General features: G+C 74.7%; 18 protein-coding genes. 12 read left to right on the forward strand and 6 right to left on the reverse strand.

Going from position 1 to position 17,662, the window contains the following annotated elements:
- Positions 1-106: 106 nt before the first annotated feature.
- Positions 107-760 (reverse strand): hypothetical protein, encoded by a 654-nt coding sequence (locus IE180_RS24995; protein WP_190159205.1) that lies wholly within the window; start codon positions 758-760, stop codon positions 107-109.
- Positions 761-891: 131 nt separating this feature from the next.
- On the opposite strand from IE180_RS24995, the gene IE180_RS25000 reads away from it, so the two are divergent.
- Positions 892-1,845 (forward strand): fibronectin type III domain-containing protein, encoded by a 954-nt coding sequence (locus IE180_RS25000; RefSeq protein ID WP_190159206.1) that lies wholly within the window; start codon positions 892-894, stop codon positions 1,843-1,845.
- 265 nt (positions 1,846-2,110) lie between these two features.
- On the forward strand, positions 2,111-3,898 hold the full coding sequence (locus tag IE180_RS25005) for a hypothetical protein (RefSeq protein ID WP_190159207.1): 1,788 nt from the start codon (positions 2,111-2,113) through the stop codon (positions 3,896-3,898).
- 18 nt (positions 3,899-3,916) lie between these two features.
- Here IE180_RS25005 and IE180_RS25010 read toward each other — a convergent pair whose 3' ends face one another.
- The 3 genes from IE180_RS25010 to IE180_RS25020 form a co-directional block, all read right to left on the reverse strand.
- On the reverse strand, positions 3,917-5,062 hold the full coding sequence (locus IE180_RS25010) for a GDSL-type esterase/lipase family protein (RefSeq protein ID WP_190159208.1): 1,146 nt from the start codon (positions 5,060-5,062) through the stop codon (positions 3,917-3,919).
- A 245-nt stretch (positions 5,063-5,307) separates the two neighbouring features.
- The gene (gene aceB, locus IE180_RS25015) at positions 5,308-6,930 is read right to left on the reverse strand and encodes a malate synthase A (protein WP_190159209.1); all 1,623 of its coding nucleotides are present in this window, start codon (positions 6,928-6,930) and stop codon (positions 5,308-5,310) included.
- Between the two features lie 239 nt (positions 6,931-7,169).
- A complete protein-coding gene (locus IE180_RS25020) occupies positions 7,170-7,784 on the reverse strand; it encodes a nucleotidyltransferase family protein (RefSeq protein WP_190159210.1) in 615 nt (204 codons plus the stop codon).
- 183 nt (positions 7,785-7,967) lie between these two features.
- On the opposite strand from IE180_RS25020, the gene IE180_RS25025 reads away from it, so the two are divergent.
- The 8 genes from IE180_RS25025 (at position 7,968) to IE180_RS25060 (ending at position 13,872) form a co-directional block, all read left to right on the forward strand.
- Positions 7,968-8,285 carry a DUF5955 family protein gene (locus IE180_RS25025; RefSeq protein ID WP_190159211.1) on the forward strand — a complete coding sequence of 106 codons (318 nt, stop codon included), beginning with the start codon at positions 7,968-7,970 and terminating at the stop codon, positions 8,283-8,285.
- 415 nt (positions 8,286-8,700) lie between these two features.
- Positions 8,701-11,397, forward strand: a complete 2,697-nt coding sequence (locus IE180_RS25030) for a helix-turn-helix transcriptional regulator (RefSeq protein ID WP_190159212.1) — start codon at positions 8,701-8,703, stop codon at positions 11,395-11,397.
- Positions 11,398-11,607: 210 nt separating this feature from the next.
- Positions 11,608-11,796: a hypothetical protein gene (locus IE180_RS25035; protein WP_373302819.1), complete on the forward strand. Its 189-nt coding sequence runs from the start codon at positions 11,608-11,610 to the stop codon at positions 11,794-11,796.
- A 125-nt stretch (positions 11,797-11,921) separates the two neighbouring features.
- A complete protein-coding gene (locus tag IE180_RS25040; protein ID WP_030693005.1) occupies positions 11,922-12,119 on the forward strand; it encodes a DUF8691 family protein in 198 nt (65 codons plus the stop codon).
- Positions 12,120-12,177: 58 nt separating this feature from the next.
- Positions 12,178-12,642, forward strand: coding sequence for an SHOCT domain-containing protein (locus IE180_RS25045; protein WP_190159213.1), 465 nt, complete (start codon positions 12,178-12,180; stop codon positions 12,640-12,642).
- 28 nt (positions 12,643-12,670) lie between these two features.
- Positions 12,671-13,108 carry a DUF7144 family membrane protein gene (locus IE180_RS25050; protein WP_190159214.1) on the forward strand — a complete coding sequence of 146 codons (438 nt, stop codon included), beginning with the start codon at positions 12,671-12,673 and terminating at the stop codon, positions 13,106-13,108.
- On the forward strand, positions 13,105-13,533 hold the full coding sequence (locus IE180_RS25055) for an amphi-Trp domain-containing protein (protein WP_190159215.1): 429 nt from the start codon (positions 13,105-13,107) through the stop codon (positions 13,531-13,533). Before IE180_RS25050 ends, IE180_RS25055 begins: the two co-directional genes overlap by 4 nt.
- A 114-nt stretch (positions 13,534-13,647) precedes the next feature.
- Positions 13,648-13,872, forward strand: coding sequence for a hypothetical protein (locus tag IE180_RS25060; protein WP_190159216.1), 225 nt, complete (start codon positions 13,648-13,650; stop codon positions 13,870-13,872).
- On the opposite strand, the gene IE180_RS25065 is transcribed toward IE180_RS25060, so the two are convergent.
- Both IE180_RS25065 and IE180_RS25070 read right to left on the reverse strand, forming a co-directional pair.
- Positions 13,862-14,488: a response regulator gene (locus IE180_RS25065; RefSeq protein ID WP_190159217.1), complete on the reverse strand. Its 627-nt coding sequence runs from the start codon at positions 14,486-14,488 to the stop codon at positions 13,862-13,864. The genes IE180_RS25060 and IE180_RS25065 overlap by 11 nt on opposite strands.
- Positions 14,485-15,681 (reverse strand): sensor histidine kinase, encoded by a 1,197-nt coding sequence (locus tag IE180_RS25070; RefSeq protein ID WP_190159218.1) that lies wholly within the window; start codon positions 15,679-15,681, stop codon positions 14,485-14,487. The genes IE180_RS25065 and IE180_RS25070 overlap by 4 nt, the downstream gene beginning before the upstream one ends.
- A gap of 112 nt (positions 15,682-15,793) precedes the next feature.
- Here IE180_RS25070 and IE180_RS25075 point away from each other — a divergent pair, with 112 nt between their 5' ends.
- Entirely contained in the window at positions 15,794-16,870 is a 1,077-nt protein-coding gene (locus IE180_RS25075; RefSeq protein ID WP_190159219.1) for an ABC transporter permease, read from the forward strand.
- A complete protein-coding gene (locus IE180_RS25080) occupies positions 16,867-17,547 on the forward strand; it encodes an ABC transporter ATP-binding protein (RefSeq protein WP_190159220.1) in 681 nt (226 codons plus the stop codon). Before IE180_RS25075 ends, IE180_RS25080 begins: the two co-directional genes overlap by 4 nt.
- Positions 17,548-17,662: the final 115 nt, after the last annotated feature.

The following is a 17,662-nucleotide window of genomic DNA, read 5'->3' on the forward strand; positions in this document are numbered from 1 at the left end:
AGGGCACCCGCCTTGACGGCGTGACGGCCGGCGAAGGCAACCACCCTGACGGCGTGACGACCGGCGAAGGCAACCACCCTGACGGCGTGACGGCCGGCGAAGGCACTCACCGCTCCACCGCGATCCGCCGCCGGCACTCCCGGGCCAGCGAGGGGTAGGCGGCGGCGATCGCCTCGTACAGCCGCCGCCTCAGCAGCCGTTCCGCCTCGCCCCGTCCGACCTCCCCGTAAAGACCGTCGAGCAGTGCCTCGTACCGCGACAGGGCGTGCCGCAGATAGCTCACCTGCCACCGCACGAGCGCCCCGGCGGGCGGCGGCGCGGCAGCGGATCCGGACGCGGGCGCGGCGGCCGCCCGGGCCGGTGGGCCGCCCGGGGGCGCGACGGGGCCCGGCCCGGGGCTCCGCGCCCCCAGCAGGTGCCGGTGCCGCGCGGCCCGCCGCTCCAGCTCGGGCCGGGGCAGCAGCGGCACCTCGATGGGCTCCGCGCGGATCGCGGCCAGGACGGCGGCCCGCCGCCGCTCCGCGTGGATCCCGGCGGCCGAGGCCCGGGCCCGGCAGAGCGCGGCCGTCTCGGCGAACTCGGGCGTGCGCTCCACCGTCTCCACCCGGGCCAGCAGATAGAGCCGCACGGGCGCGAGGGACCAGCGGCGCGGATCGCGTCCCTGCACGTCCGGCGTGCCCAGCAGGTCCCGCACCATCGCGTCGGTCCAGCCGCGCAGGCGCACCCCGGCGAGGCTCACATAGGTCGTACGGTCCGTCATGATGCCCCCTGGTTCGACTACGGAGAGTGACGATTCCAGTGAAGCGCACCCCACTGACAACGACCCCTTGCCGAGTCGTCGCCCCCTGTGCGATATAGGTCTGGACCTTTTCGACGGACGGAGGCCGGCCCGTGCAACGCCTGCTCACCGCAAGCCTGTTGACCACGCTCGTGCTCGCCCTCGCCGCCTGCTCCGCCGCCCCCGCACCGAAGGACACCCGGGCGCCCACCGTCCCCGCCGGGGTCACCGCCACCGCGGGCAGCGCGCGCACCGTCCACGTCATGTGGAGCGCGGCCACCGACGACCGCGCCGTCACCGGATACGCCGTCTACCGCGACGGCCGCAAGGTCAAGGACCTCCCCGCCACCACCCTGATGACCGACGTCGTCGGGCTCGCCCCCGCCACCCGCCACCGCTTCGCCGTCCGCGCCCGCGACGCCGCCGGCAACGTCTCGCCGCCCAGCGCCGGCGTCACCGCCACCACCCTCCCCGCCACCACCGAGGACCGCACGCCGCCCACCGCCCCGACCGCCCTCCGCGTCACCGCCGACGGCAGTCGCGCCGCCACCCTGCGCTGGTCGCCGGCCCGCGACGACGTCCGAGTCACCGCGTACGACGTCTACCGGGCCGACACCCGCGTCCACACCGTCCCCGGCACCGCCACCACCGCCCGCCTCACCGGCCTGCGCCCCGGCACCGCCTACGCGTTCACCGTCCGCGCCCGCGACGCGGCCGAGAACTCCTCCCCGGACAGCGCCCCGGCCGACCTCACCACCGCCCCCTCCCCGGGCGCCCCGCCGAACACCGCCCCCAGGAACCTCACCGCGACGGCCGCCGAGGGCGAGATCACCCTCACCTGGACCCCACCGGAGACGGGCGCCCCCGTCACCCGCCACGAACTCCACCTCGACGGCCGCTTCACCACCACCATCATCTGGGGCACCGCCCCGCCCCCGGGCCGCGCCACCTACACCTTCCCGGTCCAGGACCCCCCGGGCACCCGCCACGTCGTCACCCTCCGCGCCCAGCTCCCGGACGGCACCTGGGGCGACTTCTCGGCGCCGAGGACGGTCGTGGTGCGCTGAACCCCACGTCCTCGGCCTGAACCACCCCCTCCCACCGGGGCGTCACCCCCACCCCGGGACCAGGGGACGCGACAGGCCGCCGGGAGCGCCGGCTCGCCCCCCCCGCGCGGACGCATCGCGGACCGCCGGAGCCGGCACTCCCGCCGTCCGGCCGTGCGCCGGCCACCGCCGGCACCCGGCCCGCGTCGTCCGTGAACTGCGGCGACACTCCTGAGCCGTGGCGCCTGCCCGCCGGAACCGGCCACCCGGAACTACCCTGGGAAGCGTGGCCGAGACCGTTCTGACCAACACCGGGCTCGACAGCTTCCTCGACGGAGCGCCCGAGCACCGTGACCCCGCCTTCGCGCGGGCCGCCGAAGCGGTCCTGGGACTGCTCGCCCTGCGTGGCGCCGACCGGGCCACGGGCCTGCCCGAGCCGACGCCCGGCCTCGTGCGGCAGCTCCTCGTGGAGGACCTGCCGACCTTCGTGTACGCCCCGCCCGGCCGGCTCGCCCACTACCCGGCCGTCCTCGGGGCCCTCGCGACACGGTTCGACGGGGTGCGGCGCGAGCGGATCGCGGCGGTCGTCGCCGAGTCCGCGCCCGACTTCGAACGCGCCATGAACGACCCCGGCAACCTCACCTGGCACCGCTGGTACGCCTCGCTGCTGCGGACCGTCGGCGCCGACCTCACCGACCCCGAGGACGTACGGCGCCGGCTCGCCGCCCTCGACGGGGCGCCGCTCCCCGACGGGGTGTGCCGCGCCCACCTCATGGGGCGGACCGCCCTCGCCGACGTCCTGCTCTCCGAGGCGCTCACGCGCGCGTACGTGCGGGACGCCGAAGCACCCCCGGCCGCCGGACCGCTGCTCACCGACCACGCCGTCGCGACCGGCATCGGCCGGCTCGCCGCCGCGCTCCAGGACCGGTGGACCGCCGCCGGGCTCGCCGAACAGCTCGCCGGGCCGTACGCGCGGTTCGCGCCGGGACCCGAGGCCTTCCCCCACCTCGTCCTCGCCGACGCCCTCCTCGACGAGCACCTCGACCACTACGGGGACCCCGCGGCCCCCGTGCCCCCGCCGCCCGCGATCGAGGCCGGGCCCGTGGAGGAGGACGCCGACAGCCTCATCGGGGCCGTCGAGGAGCTCGCGGAGGAGGAGTTCGAACCCTACGGGGGCGAGGCGCCGCACCTGCTGTACGTGGTCTACCAGCGCGGCTGCGCCCCGGAGTCCGTCGCCCGCAAGGCCGCCGAGTACGAGGACTGGACCGTCGACCCGGCCCTGGAGGACCTGGCCGTGCCGGTGCCGGACGCGGCGCCCGAGGAGTACACCGTCCCACCCCTGCCGGAGCTCGTACGGCTCCTCGGCACGGCCGAACCGACCGAGGCCGACCGGGCCCGGCTCGAAGGGGCGGCCCGCGACCTCGCCGCGGCCCTCGACCGCCTCGCCGCCACCGGCCTGGTCTTCCGCCGCGGCGACGCCTTCGGGCTCACCCCGCGCGGGGCGGGCGCCGTGCGCTACCTGCTCGCGGTGCGCGGGGTCACCGCGCCCGACGCCGCCGAGGCCGCCGCCTGGACCGCCCCCGAGGTGGTCGCCGCAGCCGGGGGCTGGTCGGCCTCCGTCGCCGCGCGCGTACTCGCCGACTGGCTCCACGCGCGCGCGGACACCGCCGACGCCTGGTCCGGGCTGCTCGCCGCCCTCGGCACCGTCCACGCCGGGGCCCCCGACGCGGCCGCCACCCGGGGCCTCTTCGCCGTACTGGACACGGCCGGGGCGCCGCCGGAGGCCCTGCGCGGTGCCCTCCGCGACCCGGTCATCGGCGCGTACGCCCTGGAGGCCCTGCGCGAGCGGGGCGAGCCCGCGGACCCGGTCCAGGTGCGGGCCTCGGCCCGGGCCCTGCACGTCCTCGACGGGCTGCCGGTCAAGAAGGGCCCCCTGGAGTCCCGCCGCGCGGCCTTCGACGCGGCGGCGGCCGCCTGGCCCGGCGGTTCCGCCGCCCTGGTCCGCACGATGGCCGCGGCGGACCGCCACGAGACCGAGCGGGTCCTCCGCCCGCTCGGCATCACGCTCCCGTGACCATGCCCGTGACGAGCGTCAGCCCGCCGTGAGGTACATCCCCGACGCCCCCGTCCCCGCCGTGTTCCGGCAGCTCCGGTTCCCCGTCGGGACGGCGTCGATCAGGGCCAGGCAGCGGCCGAGGGCCTGCTGGCCGTAGGCGTTGGGGTGCATCGACTCCTGGACGAGGCCCTGGGTGCTCTGGCTGTCGATCCAGCGCGCCCACTCGCTCGTCGCCGCCGACGGGGGCACGGTCGACGTGACCTGCTTGCTCGCCTTCGCGCAGACCTCACGGCCCTGGAGCATGTCCCGCAGGTCCAGGAACTGCACGCCCTTGGCCGTGGCGACGCCCTTGAGGCGGTTGGCGATCTGGGGGACCAGCGAGTCGCGGGCCCAGTCGGAGTCGGCGTCCCAGAACGGGCAGCCGCCGGTGTTGGTGCGGGACCAGCCGCTCTCCGTGTACCGGTTCTCGGCGGCGCGCGGGATGGGGGAGGGGTACGACTGGAGGACGATCCGGTAGTCGCCGGCGGCGTATCCGGCGGCGGACATGACCGCCCGGATCTCGTCGACGGACCGGCCGACGGCGGCCATCGCGCCGTCGATCTTCGCGTCGACGGCGGCCTGCTGGTCGTCGTGGCAGTACGAGTACCAGACGATGTAGTCGCTCGCGCAGGTGCTGATGATGTCGCCGAAGCCGAGGTCGTTGCCGCCGATGGACAGGGCGATCAGCTTGACGTCGTTCGCGGCGGCCACGGCCGCCAGCTGGTCGGCCTGGGGCGCCTCGCCCTTGAAGGCCTGGCCGCCCTGCGAGGCACGGAAGACGTTCGCCGTGGTCGCCCCGGAGCAGGCGAGGTTGATCAGCGAACTCGCGACCGGACCGGCGCTCCTGACCTCGGAGACGTCCGAGCGGTGGCAGCCGCCGGCGGTGGCGCCGTACACCTTGGACGGGTCGTAGGTGCTGCCCGTCCAGGCGCGGTCGGTGCCGTTGCGGCTGCCGGAGTTGGTGAGGCTGTTGCCGAGCCAGCGGCCGGCCTCGCCGGAGATGTAGCTGTCGCCCATGGCGACGACGGCGGTGGGGCCGGAGCCGGGGGAGGCGTGGGCGGCGGGAGCGGTGAGGGAGGCGAGCCCGGCGGCGGTACACAGTGCCAGGAGTGCGCGCAGCGCACGAGGGGGGGACGAAGGCATGGCTGTGCTCCTGCGGTACGCAGTGACGTGGGGGACAGCCGCCGGCCGGTGGCATGGCGGAATCTCGCACGGCCCGGCTTGTTACCGCTAGGTAGCTGCATATCTCGGTTCCGTCACGTCGCCTGTGGGGTCACAGGAACGGGAACAGGGCCCCGCCTCCGGTGCTGTGCGACACCGGGGACGGAGCCCTGCTCGGGTTGCTGTCGGCAGCTGTGCGGGCAGCCGGATCAGCCGTACGGGGCGAGTCAGCCGACCAGCTGCTCGTACGCGGGAAGGGTGAGGAAGTCCGCGTAGTCCGCGTCGAGCGAGACGTGCAGGAGCAGGTCGTGCGCCTGCTGCCACTTGCCGGCCGCGAAGGCCTCCTCGCCGATCTCGGCGCGGAGGGCGGAGAGCTCCTCGGCGGCGACCCTGCGGGCCAGCTCGGGGGTGGCCTTCTCGCCGTTCTCGAAGACCACGCCCGCGTTGATCCACTGCCAGATCTGGGAGCGGGAGATCTCGGCGGTCGCCGCGTCCTCCATCAGGTTGAAGATGGCGACGGCGCCGAGGCCGCGCAGCCACGCCTCGATGTAGCGGACGCCGACCTGGACGGCGTTGCGCAGGCCGTCGTACGTGGGCTTCGCGTCGAGCGAGTCGATGGCGATGAGGTCGCCGGGCGCGACGGAGACGTCCTCGCGCAGGCGGTCCTTCTGGTGGGGCCTGTCGCCGAGGACGGCGTCGAAGGAGGCCATCGCGATCGGGACCAGGTCGGGGTGGGCGACCCAGGAGCCGTCGAAGCCGTCACCGGCCTCGCGGTCCTTGTCGGCCTTGACCTTCTCGAAGGCGACCTTGTTGACCTCGGCGTCCTTGCGGGACGGGATGAACGCCGCCATGCCGCCGATCGCGTGCGCGCCGCGCTTGTGGCAGGTGCGCACGAGGAGTTCGGTGTAGGCGCGCATGAACGGGGCGGTCATCGTGACCGCGTTGCGGTCCGGAAGGACGAACTTGGCTCCGCCGTCACGGAAGTTCTTGACGATGGAGAAGAGGTAGTCCCAGCGGCCCGCGTTCAGGCCGGCGGCGTGGTCGCGGAGTTCGTAGAGGATCTCCTCCATCTCGTACGCGGCCGTGATGGTCTCGATGAGGACCGTGGCGCGGACGGTGCCCTGAGGGATGCCGACGTAGTCCTGCGCGAAGACGAAGACGTCGTTCCAGAGGCGGGCCTCCAGGTGCGACTCCGTCTTCGGGAGGTAGAAGTACGGGCCCTTGCCGAGGTCGATCAGACGCTGGGCGTTGTGGAAGAAGTACAGGCCGAAGTCGACGAGCGCGCCGGGCACCGGACGCCCGTCGAAGGTGAGGTGACGCTCCTCCAGGTGCCAGCCGCGCGGCCGCATGACGACGGTGGCGAGCTCGTCGGCGGGCTTCAGGGCGTACGACTTGCCTGAGCGCGGGTCCGTGAAGTCGATCTTCCGGGTGTACGCGTCGATCAGGTTGACCTGGCCGAGGACGACGTTCTCCCAGGTCGGCGCCGAGGCGTCCTCGAAGTCGGCGAGCCACACCTTCGCGCCGGAGTTGAGCGCGTTGATCGTCATCTTGCGGTCGGTCGGTCCGGTGATCTCGACGCGGCGGTCGTTCAGGGCCGCCGGGGCCGGCGCGACCCTCCAGGAGTCGTCGGCGCGGATCGCGGCGGTCTCCGGGAGGAAGTCCAGGGTGGACGTGCGGGCGATCTCGGCGCGGCGCTCCGCTCGGCGGGCGAGGAGCTCGTCCCGGCGCGGGGTGAACCGCCGGTGCAGTTCGGCGACGAAGGCCAGGGCGGCCTCGGTGAGGACCTCCTCCTGACGCGGGAGGGGCTCGGCATCGACGACGGCCAGGGGGGACGGCGCTGGTGCGGACATGAACTGTCACTTCCTTCAGCGGACTTCACGGGCGGTGCCAGGCGGCCGCCGGGCGTCACGGGACGGCACGGAGTGCCGCAGGCGCCGAGATACGGCCGCGAGCGCCTTCTGAACGAGCAGGCGCTTCTGAACAGTGGATACTAGTTTCCTCATGGTGGAAGTTCAATGGTTTGTTGATGTCGAGATTCTCCGGATCGACAGAACATGGCGCTCGGTGCCAGGCCATTCACTCCACGGGTTCACTCCAGACGGGACAGATCCGCCTCCGTGTCGATGTCGTAGGGCTCGGCCACATCCGAACAGTCCACCGGGGTGATCGCATCCCGGTGCGCCGCCAAATAGTCCCGCGCCCCCCGGTCGCCCACCGCCGTCTCCGCGATCCCCGCCCAGTGCCCGGCGCCGAACAGCACCGGATGCCCCCGCACCCCGTCGTACGAGGCGGCCGCCAGCGCGTCCCGCGAGCCGTACGCCGCCCGCACCCGGGCCACGGCCTCCACCCCGATCCCCGGCTGGTCGACCAGCAGGACGAGCGCCGCGTCCACCCCGCGCGGGTCGGCGGCCAGCGAGGCGAGCCCCGCCCGCAGCGAGGAACCCATCCCCTCCGCCCACTCCGGGTTGTCCACCAGCACGCACCCGGGCAGCTCCGCCCGCTGCCGCACGACCCCGGCCGAGGCCCCCAGCACCACGTGCACCACCTCGCAGCCGGCCCCGCGCAGCACCCCCACGGCATGCTCGACCAGCGGCCTCCCCCGGTGCGTGAGCAAGGCCTTCGGCCGCCCTCCGAGGCGCCTGCCGCCCCCGGCGGCGAGCAGCAGTCCGGCGACGACGGGGCTTCGATCCTCTGCGGTTGTCATGAGGACTGCATACCTCATGAGGCGGAATCACACGGTCGCCTGAATTCCGTCCACCAAGGGTGGCGCGCCGGGGTGGCGAAGGAGTTAACTGGCCCGCGACTCACGGCGCCCGACCGCCGTCCGGGATGCCTCGGAGTGTTCGGGGTGGAGTTCTGCGCACAGTGGGGTGCGAGGGGGAGAACCGTGTTGCGAAGCGTGGGGCAGAGGCGAGTGACCGGCGAGGGCGTGGACCCCAGGGTGGCCGAACTGCGGGCCGCCGTGTCCCGGCTCCGGCGCGAACTGGCCGCACACCGGGCCGATTTCGCCGACCGGGAGATCGCCGAGGACGAACTCGCCGCCCTGGACGCCATGGCGCTCAGCGGCGACCCCGAGGTACGGCGGCTGCGCCGCTCGCTGCTGCTCGTCGCGGGCTCCGTCGGCTCCGTCAGCGCCCTCGCCGAGGGCCTCGCCGGGGTCCGGCGCGCGGTGGAACTCTTCGGTCCGCCGCAGCCCGGGCAGTAGACCGGCGACCGGACCCGGGCCCGGTCCGGCGACCGTCCGCGACCGGTCCGGCGACGGTCCGCGACCGGTCCGCGACCGGTCCGCGACCGGTCCGGTGACGTTCCGTGACCGGCCCGGGAGCCGTCCGTGACCGGTCCGGGACCCCTCCATGGCCGGGCCGGTGGCCGTACGTGGCCGGGCCCGAGCCCGTTCGCGCCCGGGGCGGCGGCCGTCCACGACCGGGCCGAGGCCCGGCGGTCCACGGCCGCCGGGCGGGCCCCCGGCGGCCGGGCGGCTACCCCCGGAGGCCCCTCCGGACCGGGACCTCCGGACACCCCGGAGGGGTTCTCGTGATCCTGTGCGGTGGACGATCCGGAGAGAAGACTCCCACCCTGGAGGAGGGCCCCGCCCCGGCGGGCCCGACCGGAAGGCGGTGGTGGATGTGGAGGACACGAGCGGGGCGCCGCCCCGGGGAGTCCCGCCCCCGGGCGACACCGACCCGCTGGGGAACCCGTTCCTGCGGACCCGGTTCGTCCCGCCGGCCCGCCCCGGCACGTTCCTGCGCCGCGGCCGGCTGGTCCGGCACCTCGGGCAGGCCCTGCTGACCCCGCTGACCGTGGTCAACGGCAGCGCGGGAGCCGGCAAGACCCTCCTGGTCGCCGACTGGGCCGCGAACCTGCGGCGGCCGCTCGCCTGGCTCACGCTCGACGCGGCGGTCGAGGGCCCGGGGATGTTCTGGGCCCACCTGCTCCAGTCCCTGAACGCCGGCGGCGTACCGGTGCCCGGCACGATCGGCTTCCCCGCCGACGCGTCCCGGGTCCACCCCACGCTCCTGAGCCGGCTCGCCCGGGAACTCGCCGGGCGCGACCGGCCCGTCGTCCTGGTGATCGACGAGTTCGACCGGATGACCGACCCCGAGGTGGCGCGGCAGCTGGAGTCCGTCCTGCGGCACGCGGGACGGGGACTGCGCCTCGTCCTCGTCAGCCGTACCGAACCCCTCCTCCCGCTCCACCGCTACCGCCTCGCCGGCGAGATGACCGAGATCCGGGGCGCCGAGCTGGCCTTCACCACCGAGGAGGCGGCGGAACTCCTCGGACTGCACGGGCTGTCACTGGCCGTCCCGGTGGTCGGAGCGCTGGTGGAGCGCACCCGGGGATGGGCGGCGGGCCTCCGGCTGAGCGCCCTGGCGGCACGGTCGAGCCCGGATCCCGAGCTCTACCTGAAGGAGTTCGAGGCGGGACGGGGCACGATCGCCGACTTCCTGCTGGCCGAGGTGCTGGGACAGCAGCCCCCCGAGACCCAGGACCTGCTGCTGCGGATCAGCGTGCTGGACCGCTTCTGCCCCGACCTGGCGGACGAGCTGACCCAGCGGCGCGACGCCGCGACGATCCTGGCGGAGCTGCACCACGCGAACGCCTTCGTCGAGGACTTCGGACACGACTGGTACCGGCTCCATCCGCTCTTCCGGGAGATCCTCCGGGCCCATCTGCGCCGGCGTGCCCCCGGCCTGGAGCCGCAGTTGCACCGGCGTGCCGCGCACTGGCTACGACACTCCGGAACGCTCTCCGAGACGCTGGCCAACGCCGTCGCCGCGCAGGACTGGACGTACACGGCCCAGGTCCTGGTCGAGGACCTGGCGATCGGGCAGCTCTTCACCGGCCCGGACTCCGGAGAGCCGGCGGACCGGTTCGCCGGCATGGAGGGGGAGGGGGAGGCGTCCGACCCGGCCACGCACCTCGTCCGCACCGCGTGCGCGCTGTCCAGGGCGGACCTCGACGGGGGCCTGGCGCACCTGCGCCGGGCCGCCGGACAGCTCGCGGGCGACGGCCGGGCCTCCCCGGCGGCCCTGCTGAGCTGCGCCCTCCTGGAGGCGCTGGCCGGCCGGCTCGCCGGCTCGGTGCGTCTGGCCGACCGGGCCGACCGGTCGGCCCGGCGGTTGATGCCGCAGCTTCCTCCCCGGCTGCTGGACGGGCACCCGGAAGTCGGCGCCCTGCTGCTGACCCACGTGGGCGCGTCCCGGCTGTGGGCCGGACGCCTCGACGAGGCCCGGGCCACCCTCACCGAGGTGACCCGTGGTCCCCGCACGGCGTCCACGGCGCTCCCGCGCATGGAGGCGCTGGAACACCTGGCACTCGTCGACCACCTCAACGGGTGGCCGGGCGAGGCGGAGCGCAAGGTCCTCGCGATGGAGGCCGAGGCCGAGCGGTACGGTCTCGTCCTGCCGCAGGGCTCCGGACTCGGACGGCTGGTGCTCGCCGCGGTCGCCGTCGACCGGGACGAGGTGGACCGCGCCGAGGCACTCCTCGCCCAGACGTCCGACCAGCCGACGGCGGCCCCGGTGACGGCCGCCGCCAGGCGGACCGTGGAGGCCGGCGTGCTCCTGGCCCGGGGCCGCAGGAGGGACGCACTGGCCGTCGCCACCCGGCCCCTCCCCGCCGCCGAGGCATCGCCCTGGGCGCAGGGCCGCGCCGCCCTGGCCGTCTCGGACGCCCACCTGGCCGAGGGACGCCCGGACGCGGCCGTCGAGGCGCTCCGGCAGGTCGCCGGTGACCAGCCGCTGTGCACCGTCGGCGCGGCACGGGCCCACCTCGCCGCCGGGGACCCCGGCACGGCCGTCCACCTGCTCGACGGCCTCGCGGCCCGTACCCGGTCAGGACCGGGGGTGGCCGTGCCGGCCGCGCTGGTGCGGGCCCAGGCGGCGGTGCTGGAGGAGGACCCCGCCTTCGCCCGCAGGCTGCTGGCGAAGGCTCTCGTCGAGGGCCGCCGCGAAGAGCTCAGGGGCCCCTTCCGGAGCGCCGGGCCGTGGATCGACGCCTTCCTGGCGGAGCCTCCGCTGCGGGCACTGGCCGCCGGATGGCTCGTACCCGACCCGGAGCCGTCGGGCGAAGCGGCCCGGGGCGGGCCCGGGCCCGGAACGCCCGTGGAGCCCGTGGAGCCCGTGGAGGAGCTCAGCGGACGGGAGCGCGCGGTCCTGGAGCGGCTCGCCCGGGCGATGTCGACCGAGGACATCGCCGCCGACCTCTGCGTGTCCGTGAACACCGTCAAGACCCACCTCAAGAGCGTCTACCGCAAGCTGTCGGTCCACCGGCGCAACGAGGCCGTCCGCCGCGCCCGTGAGCTGCGGCTCCTGTGACCGGGTGCCCGGCGCCGGAACGACGGACGCCGGCGGCTCTCACCCGCGACGGGTGAGAGCCGCCGGCGACCGTTTCGGATGTGATGGCGGCGAGGGCGGGCTCCCCCTTCCGCCGCCGCTGACCCCGGCGGCCCGGCCCGGCGAGGTGGCGACCGTGAAACCGACCAGGTCCGCTCGGCCGCGGAGGACGCCGGACTTCCGCCGGGCGAGGTGGACGCCGTCACCGACTCGTACGCCTCGGCCCAGCCGCGCGGTCTCAAGGCGGCCGTCCTCGCGACCGGCGGCGTCACCCCGGCGAGCTTCCTGGTGACGCGCGGCCTTCCCCGGTGCGGGCGGGGCCGCGGGCGGGGCCACGGGGGCGGGGCGCCGCCGGGACGCCGAGGGTTCCACGCCGCCTGAGTCCGGCTCCGAGGCCCCCTGATTCACCCGCGGAGGGTGAGGACGCCGGAGAAGCGAAGACGGACCCTCACATCAGGGCCCGACCGGCCCCGTGACGGCCACCCCCACCAGGGGAGGGGCAGACCATGCAGTACGAGATCCGGATCGACGGGCTCATGTCGGAGACGCTGATCGGATCCTTCCCCGAGCTGGAGCACGTGATGATCTCCGGTCAGACGGTGCTGTACGGCCCCCTCGTGGACGAGGCCCACCTCTACGGGCTGCTGGCCCGCTTCCAGTCCCTCGGACTGCATGTGGTGGAACTGCGGCGGTTGCCGGAATGACCGAGGCGGACCCCGGCGGGACCCCGGCGGGAGAAGGAACCGGAAACGGAGCGGAGACATGGACACACAGATGTACCTCGCCTACGACTACCCGCTGCTGAGCATGTTCTGGACCATGCTGTGGCTCTTCCTGTGGGTCCTCTGGTTCATCCTGCTCTTCCGGGTCATCGCCGACATCCTCCGCGACGACAGCATGGGCGGCTGGGGCAAGGCCGGCTGGATGGCGTTCGTCATCCTGCTGCCGTTCCTCGGCGTGCTCGTCTACGTGATCGCCCGCGGCAAGAGCATGGGCCGCCGGGAGATCGACCACGCCCGCGAGAAGCAGCAGGCCTTCGACGCCTACGTCCGCGAGACCGCCGGCAGCGGCGGCAGCCGTCCCAGCCGGGCCGAGGAACTCCGCAGGCTCGCCGACCTCCGTACCCGGGGCGACATCAGCGAGGAGGAGTTCCAGCAGGCCAAGGCCCTCGTCCTGAACGACGACCGCTCGTCCGCGCCCACCGGCGCCACCACGACCCCTCGGTGAGACGGGGCCGGGAGAAGGAGAGACCGAGATGAACGCCACGCACACCACCCACCCCGCATCGGCGAAATACGCCTGGGCCGGAGGCCTGCGGGTCTTCGCCGCCGTCATGCTCTCCCTCGCGGGGCTGTTCGGCATCTTCCGCGGGATCATGGCCATCGCCGAGGACGAGGTCTTCGTCACCACGCCCCACTACGTCTTCCAGTTCGACCTCACCGGCTGGGGCTGGATCCATCTGTGCCTGGGCATCGTCGCCCTGCTGGTCAGCTTCGGACTCTTCGCGGCGGCCGCCTGGGCGCGGTACACCGGCGTCGGCATCGCCGCGCTCGTGATCATCGCCAACTTCCTGTCGTTGCCCTACTACCCGTGGTGGTCCGTCATCATGATCGTGATGTCCGGGTTCATCATCTGGGCCCTGTGCGTCGACCGGGGCGAGGACGAGGGCGTCATCGGCGGGAGGCAGTCGTGAGCGACCTCAAGTTCGAGCAGAAGGGCTCCCTGACCCGTACCGAGGCCGCCGAGCAGCTGGAGGCGCTCGCCGAGGCGCTCAGGGCGGGCGAGGAGGCCGAGATCCCGCTGGGGTCCGGCGTACTGAGCCTGCGGGTCCCCGAGAGGCTCCGCAGCGAGGTGGAGTTCGAGGTCGGCGACGGCGAGATCGAGCTGGAGATCGAGCTGAAGTGGCGGACGGGCGGCGGCCCGCGCGACACGGCCCCCTCCGGGGGGAAGGCCGACGGGGCGGAAGAGCCCGAGCCGGAGTCCGGGACCGAGCCCCCGCCGAAGAAGGCCGGGGCGAAGAGGACCGGGGCGGGGAGCGGGCCGCCCGCACCCGTCGCCCGGAGACGGAAGGCCGCGTCACCCGCCAAGACCAGGCGCACCGCCGCGAAGCCCGCGTGAGCCGGTTCCCGCCCGGGTGGGGGTTCCGTTTCACCCGCTTGACCTGGCCGACGCGCCGGTCCGGCCGGGCACGAGTTGGGTGGGAACCCCGGACACCAGAGAACGGAACCCGCCATGTACGAGATGCACATCGCGCCCGACGGCTCCAGCGGACTCCTGGTCTGGCACGTGATCGCCAGACAGGCGGGCAGCAGCCTCTGCGGTCAGACCGTCGACCGCGGCGCGGACGGGATGCGGACGGACCGGCACTGCCTGCCGTGCATGCGGTCCTTCCAGGACCTGATGGCCGCCCGGGCGGGCTCCTCGGCCGAGGGCCGGCCCGACGGCCTCACCTCCTGATCAGCCGTCGTGCCGTCGCCGCCGCCACCGCCGCCGTGCGCGAGTCCACGCCCAGCTTCGCGAAGACGTGCACCAGGTGGGACTTCACCGTCGCCTGGCTCAGGAACAGCGCCTTGCTGATCTGCTGGTTCGACAGGCCCTCGCCCACCAGCTGGAGCACCTCCAGCTCGCGCTTGGTCAGGGCCTCCGCCGGGGTCCGCATGCGGTCCATCAACCGGTGCGCGACCGCCGGTGCGAGGGCCGACTGGCCGGCCGCCGCCGTCCGGACCGCCGCCGCCAGCTCCTCCGGCGGCGCGTCCTTCAGGAGGTAGCCGGAGGCGCCCGCCTCCACCGCCGCCAGGATGTCCGCGTCCGTGTCGTACGTCGTCAGGACCAGCACCTTCGGCCCGCCCGGCGCCGCCGTGATCGCCGCCGTCGCCTCCGAGCCGTGCATCCCGGCGCCGAACTGCAGGTCCATCAGGACCACGTCCACGCCCCCGGCGGCGGCCAGCTCCACCGCGCGCTCGGCCGTGGCCGCCTCCGCGACCACCGCGAAGTCCGGCTCGGTGTCGAGGACCGCGCGCAGGCCCGCCCGTACCACCGGGTGGTCGTCGGCGAGGAGGAGTCGGATGGTCATGCGGACGCTCCAGCGGGGAGGGGGAGGGAGACGGCGACGGCGGTGCCCTGGCCGGGCGCCGACTCGACGGTGAACGTGCCGCCCAGCGACTCCGCCCGCGAGCGCATCGCCGGAAGCCCGAAACCGCCGTCCGAGGACGGGCGCACGGACGCGGGGTCGAAGCCCCGGCCGTCGTCGACCACGTCCAGGGTCACCGACGCGTCCATGAACGACAAGGTGATCTCCGCCCGCGAGGCCGAGGCGTGCCGCACCGTGTTCGCGAGCGCCGACTGCGCGATCCGCAGCAGCGCCACCTCGTACGGCGTGGGCAGCTCGACCGGCGTGCCGCTCACCGAGAACCGGACCCGGGGGCCGCCCTCCGGCCCGTACGGGTTCGCGCCGGGGGGAACCGGGCCCGGCGCGCACAGCCGTTCCAGCGCCGCCGCGAGGGAGCCGTGTTCCAGGTCCGGCGGCGAGAGCGCCCGGACGAAGCGCCGTGCCTCCGCCAGGTTGTCCTGCGCCGCCTCCCGGGCCCGGCCGATGTGGCCCGCGGCGGGGGAGTCCGGCGGCAGCACCCGCTCGGCCGCCCGCAGCAGCAGCTGGATCGAGGACAGGCCCTGCGCGAGCGTGTCGTGGATCTCCCGCGCGAGCCGCTCCCGCTCGGCGAGCGTTCCCGCGTGCCGCTCCGCCGCCGCCAGCTCCGCCCGCGTCTCGATCAGCTCCTCGATGAGCCGGCGCCGCCGCTCGCTCTCCCGGTACAGCGCCTGGTAGCCGAGGACCGTCGCCACCGCGACGGCGGCGCCGAGCAGCGGCCCGATGAAGACCCCCGGATTGAGCGCGGCGCCGTGCCCCACGTACGAGAGGATCGCCGCGCCCGCCGTCAGCGCCACGGCCGGCAGCGACCAGCGGGTGGGCAGCAGGTGCAGCTGGAGGAAGTACAGGGGGAAGGCCAGCCAGAGCGCTTCCGGGGTGAGCCAGAGCAGTCCGAGCCAGGACGCTCCGAGAACCGCCAGCCACGTGGTGGCGGCGCGCTGCGAACTCCGTACGGACGGCAGGTACGAGCCGGCCGCGTACACCCCTCCCATGACCGCCGCCATCGCCGCCCCGGCGGTCGTGTCCGCCCGTACCGCCGCCAGGACGAGCAGTCCCGCCAGGAGGAGGTGCAGGCAGAGGCGCAGCGCGCGCAGGGCGGGGGTGAGGGAGCGGGGATCCATGATTCCTCCAGCGTAGACAGCGGGAGACGATCCGGACTCAACCGAAAGTTTGATGACGGAGCCATCCGTGGCGCGATGCCCGTGGGGTGCCTCGCGGACCACTCTGGTCAGCATGTTCGTGGCATGGAGAGACCTGAGATTCGCCAAGGGGCGTTTCACCCTCATGGGCACCGTGATCGTGCTGATCACCCTGCTCGTGGGACTGTTGTCCGGGCTGACCGCCGGACTCGCGCGAGAGAACATCTCCGCGATCACCGGTCTGCCCGCCGACCGGCTGGCCTTCGCGGCGCCGCCGTCCGGGCAGTCGGTCTCCTTCACCAACTCGACGGTGACGGAGGAGCAGTGGCGCGGCTGGGCGGAGCGGCCCGGGGTGACGGGTGCCGATCCGCTCGGCATCCGCACCCTCAACGCCACCGCCGGGGACCGCACCGCGGCCGTCTCCGCCTTCGGTACGGAACCGGACGCGGGACTCGCCCCCGCCGCCGTCGGCGCGGGCAGGGCCGTCCTGTCCGGGTCGGCGGCGGAGGAGCTGGCCGTGCGGGCCGGCGACCGCGTCCGCCTCGGCCCGCTGGAGGTCACCGTCGCCGCGGTCGCCGGCGACGCCTCGTACAGCCACACGCCCGTGGTGTGGACCTCCCTCGACGACTGGCAGAAGCTCGGTCACAGCGGGCCCGCCGCCCAGGAACAGGCCACCGTCATCGCGCTCAGCGGCGACGGCGTCGACTGGGCGGCCGGCGACGAGGCCGCCGGCACCGAGGCCCGCACCCCCGACGGGGCCCTCACCGCCATAGGGTCCTACCAGGCCGAGAACGGCTCGCTGCAGCTGATGCGCGGCTTCCTCTTCGCGATCTCCGCGCTCGTCATAGGAGCCTTCTTCACCGTCTGGACCATCCAGCGCAGCGGCGACGTCGCCGTCCTCAAGGCGCTCGGCGCCTCCACCCCGTACCTCCTCAAGGACGCCCTCGGGCAGGCCGTCCTCATGCTCGCCGCGGGCACCCTGCTCGGCACCGCGCTCGCGGTCGGCATCGGCGCCCTCGTCAGCGGCGGGAACGTGCCCTTCGTCCTCGAACCGCTCACCGTCCTCGGGCCGGCCGCCGTGATCGTCGTCCTCGGTGTCCTCGGCGCCGCCCTGTCCATCCGGCGGATCACCGCCGTCGACCCCCTCACCGCCCTCGGGAGCGCACGATGAGCCTCGTCCTCGACGCCGTCACCCTCACCTACCCCGACGGCGACGGCCGGCTCACCGCCCTCGACGCCGTCTCCCTGACCGTCCCCGCCGGCACCCTCACGGCCGTCGTCGGGCCCTCCGGCTCCGGCAAGTCCAGCCTCCTCGCGGTCGCCGCCACCCTGGTGACCCCGGACGAGGGGCGGGTCGTCGTCGCCGGTACGGACACGGGGACGCTCACCCCCGCCGCCAAGGCGGAGCTGCGCCGGGAGCACATCGGGATCGTCTTCCAGCAGCCCAATCTGCTGCCCTCGCTGAGCGCGGTGGAGCAGCTCCAGGTGATGGCCCACCTGTCGGGGCGTTCCCCGAAGGCGGTACGGGACCGGGCCCTGGACCTCCTCGACGCGGTGGGCCTCGCGGACCGGGCCCACCGGCGGCCGCACCAGCTGTCGGGCGGCCAGCGGCAGCGCGTGAACATCGCGCGGGCGCTGATGAACGAGCCGTCCGTCCTCCTGGTCGACGAGCCGACGAGCGCCCTGGACCACGAGCGGGGGGCGGCGGTCATGGACCTCCTCGCCGCGCTGACGGCCGAACGCGGGACGGCGACGGTCCTGGTCACCCACGACCGCGCGCACCTGGCCCGTACGGACCGCACGGTGACCGTCCACGACGGCCGCCTGGCGGAGGCGGTACGGGCCTGAGGCGGGCCGGTCGTCCGGCTGGGGGAGTCCGAGGGGCGCCCGCCGTCCGGCCCGGCGGGCCTGAAGCGGGCCCGTCGTCCGGTCCGGCGGGTCCGGGGCGGGGGCCCGCCGTCCG

Source organism: Streptomyces litmocidini (assembly GCF_014649755.1).
GTDB classification, from domain to species: Bacteria; Actinomycetota; Actinomycetes; order Streptomycetales; family Streptomycetaceae; genus Streptomyces; species Streptomyces litmocidini.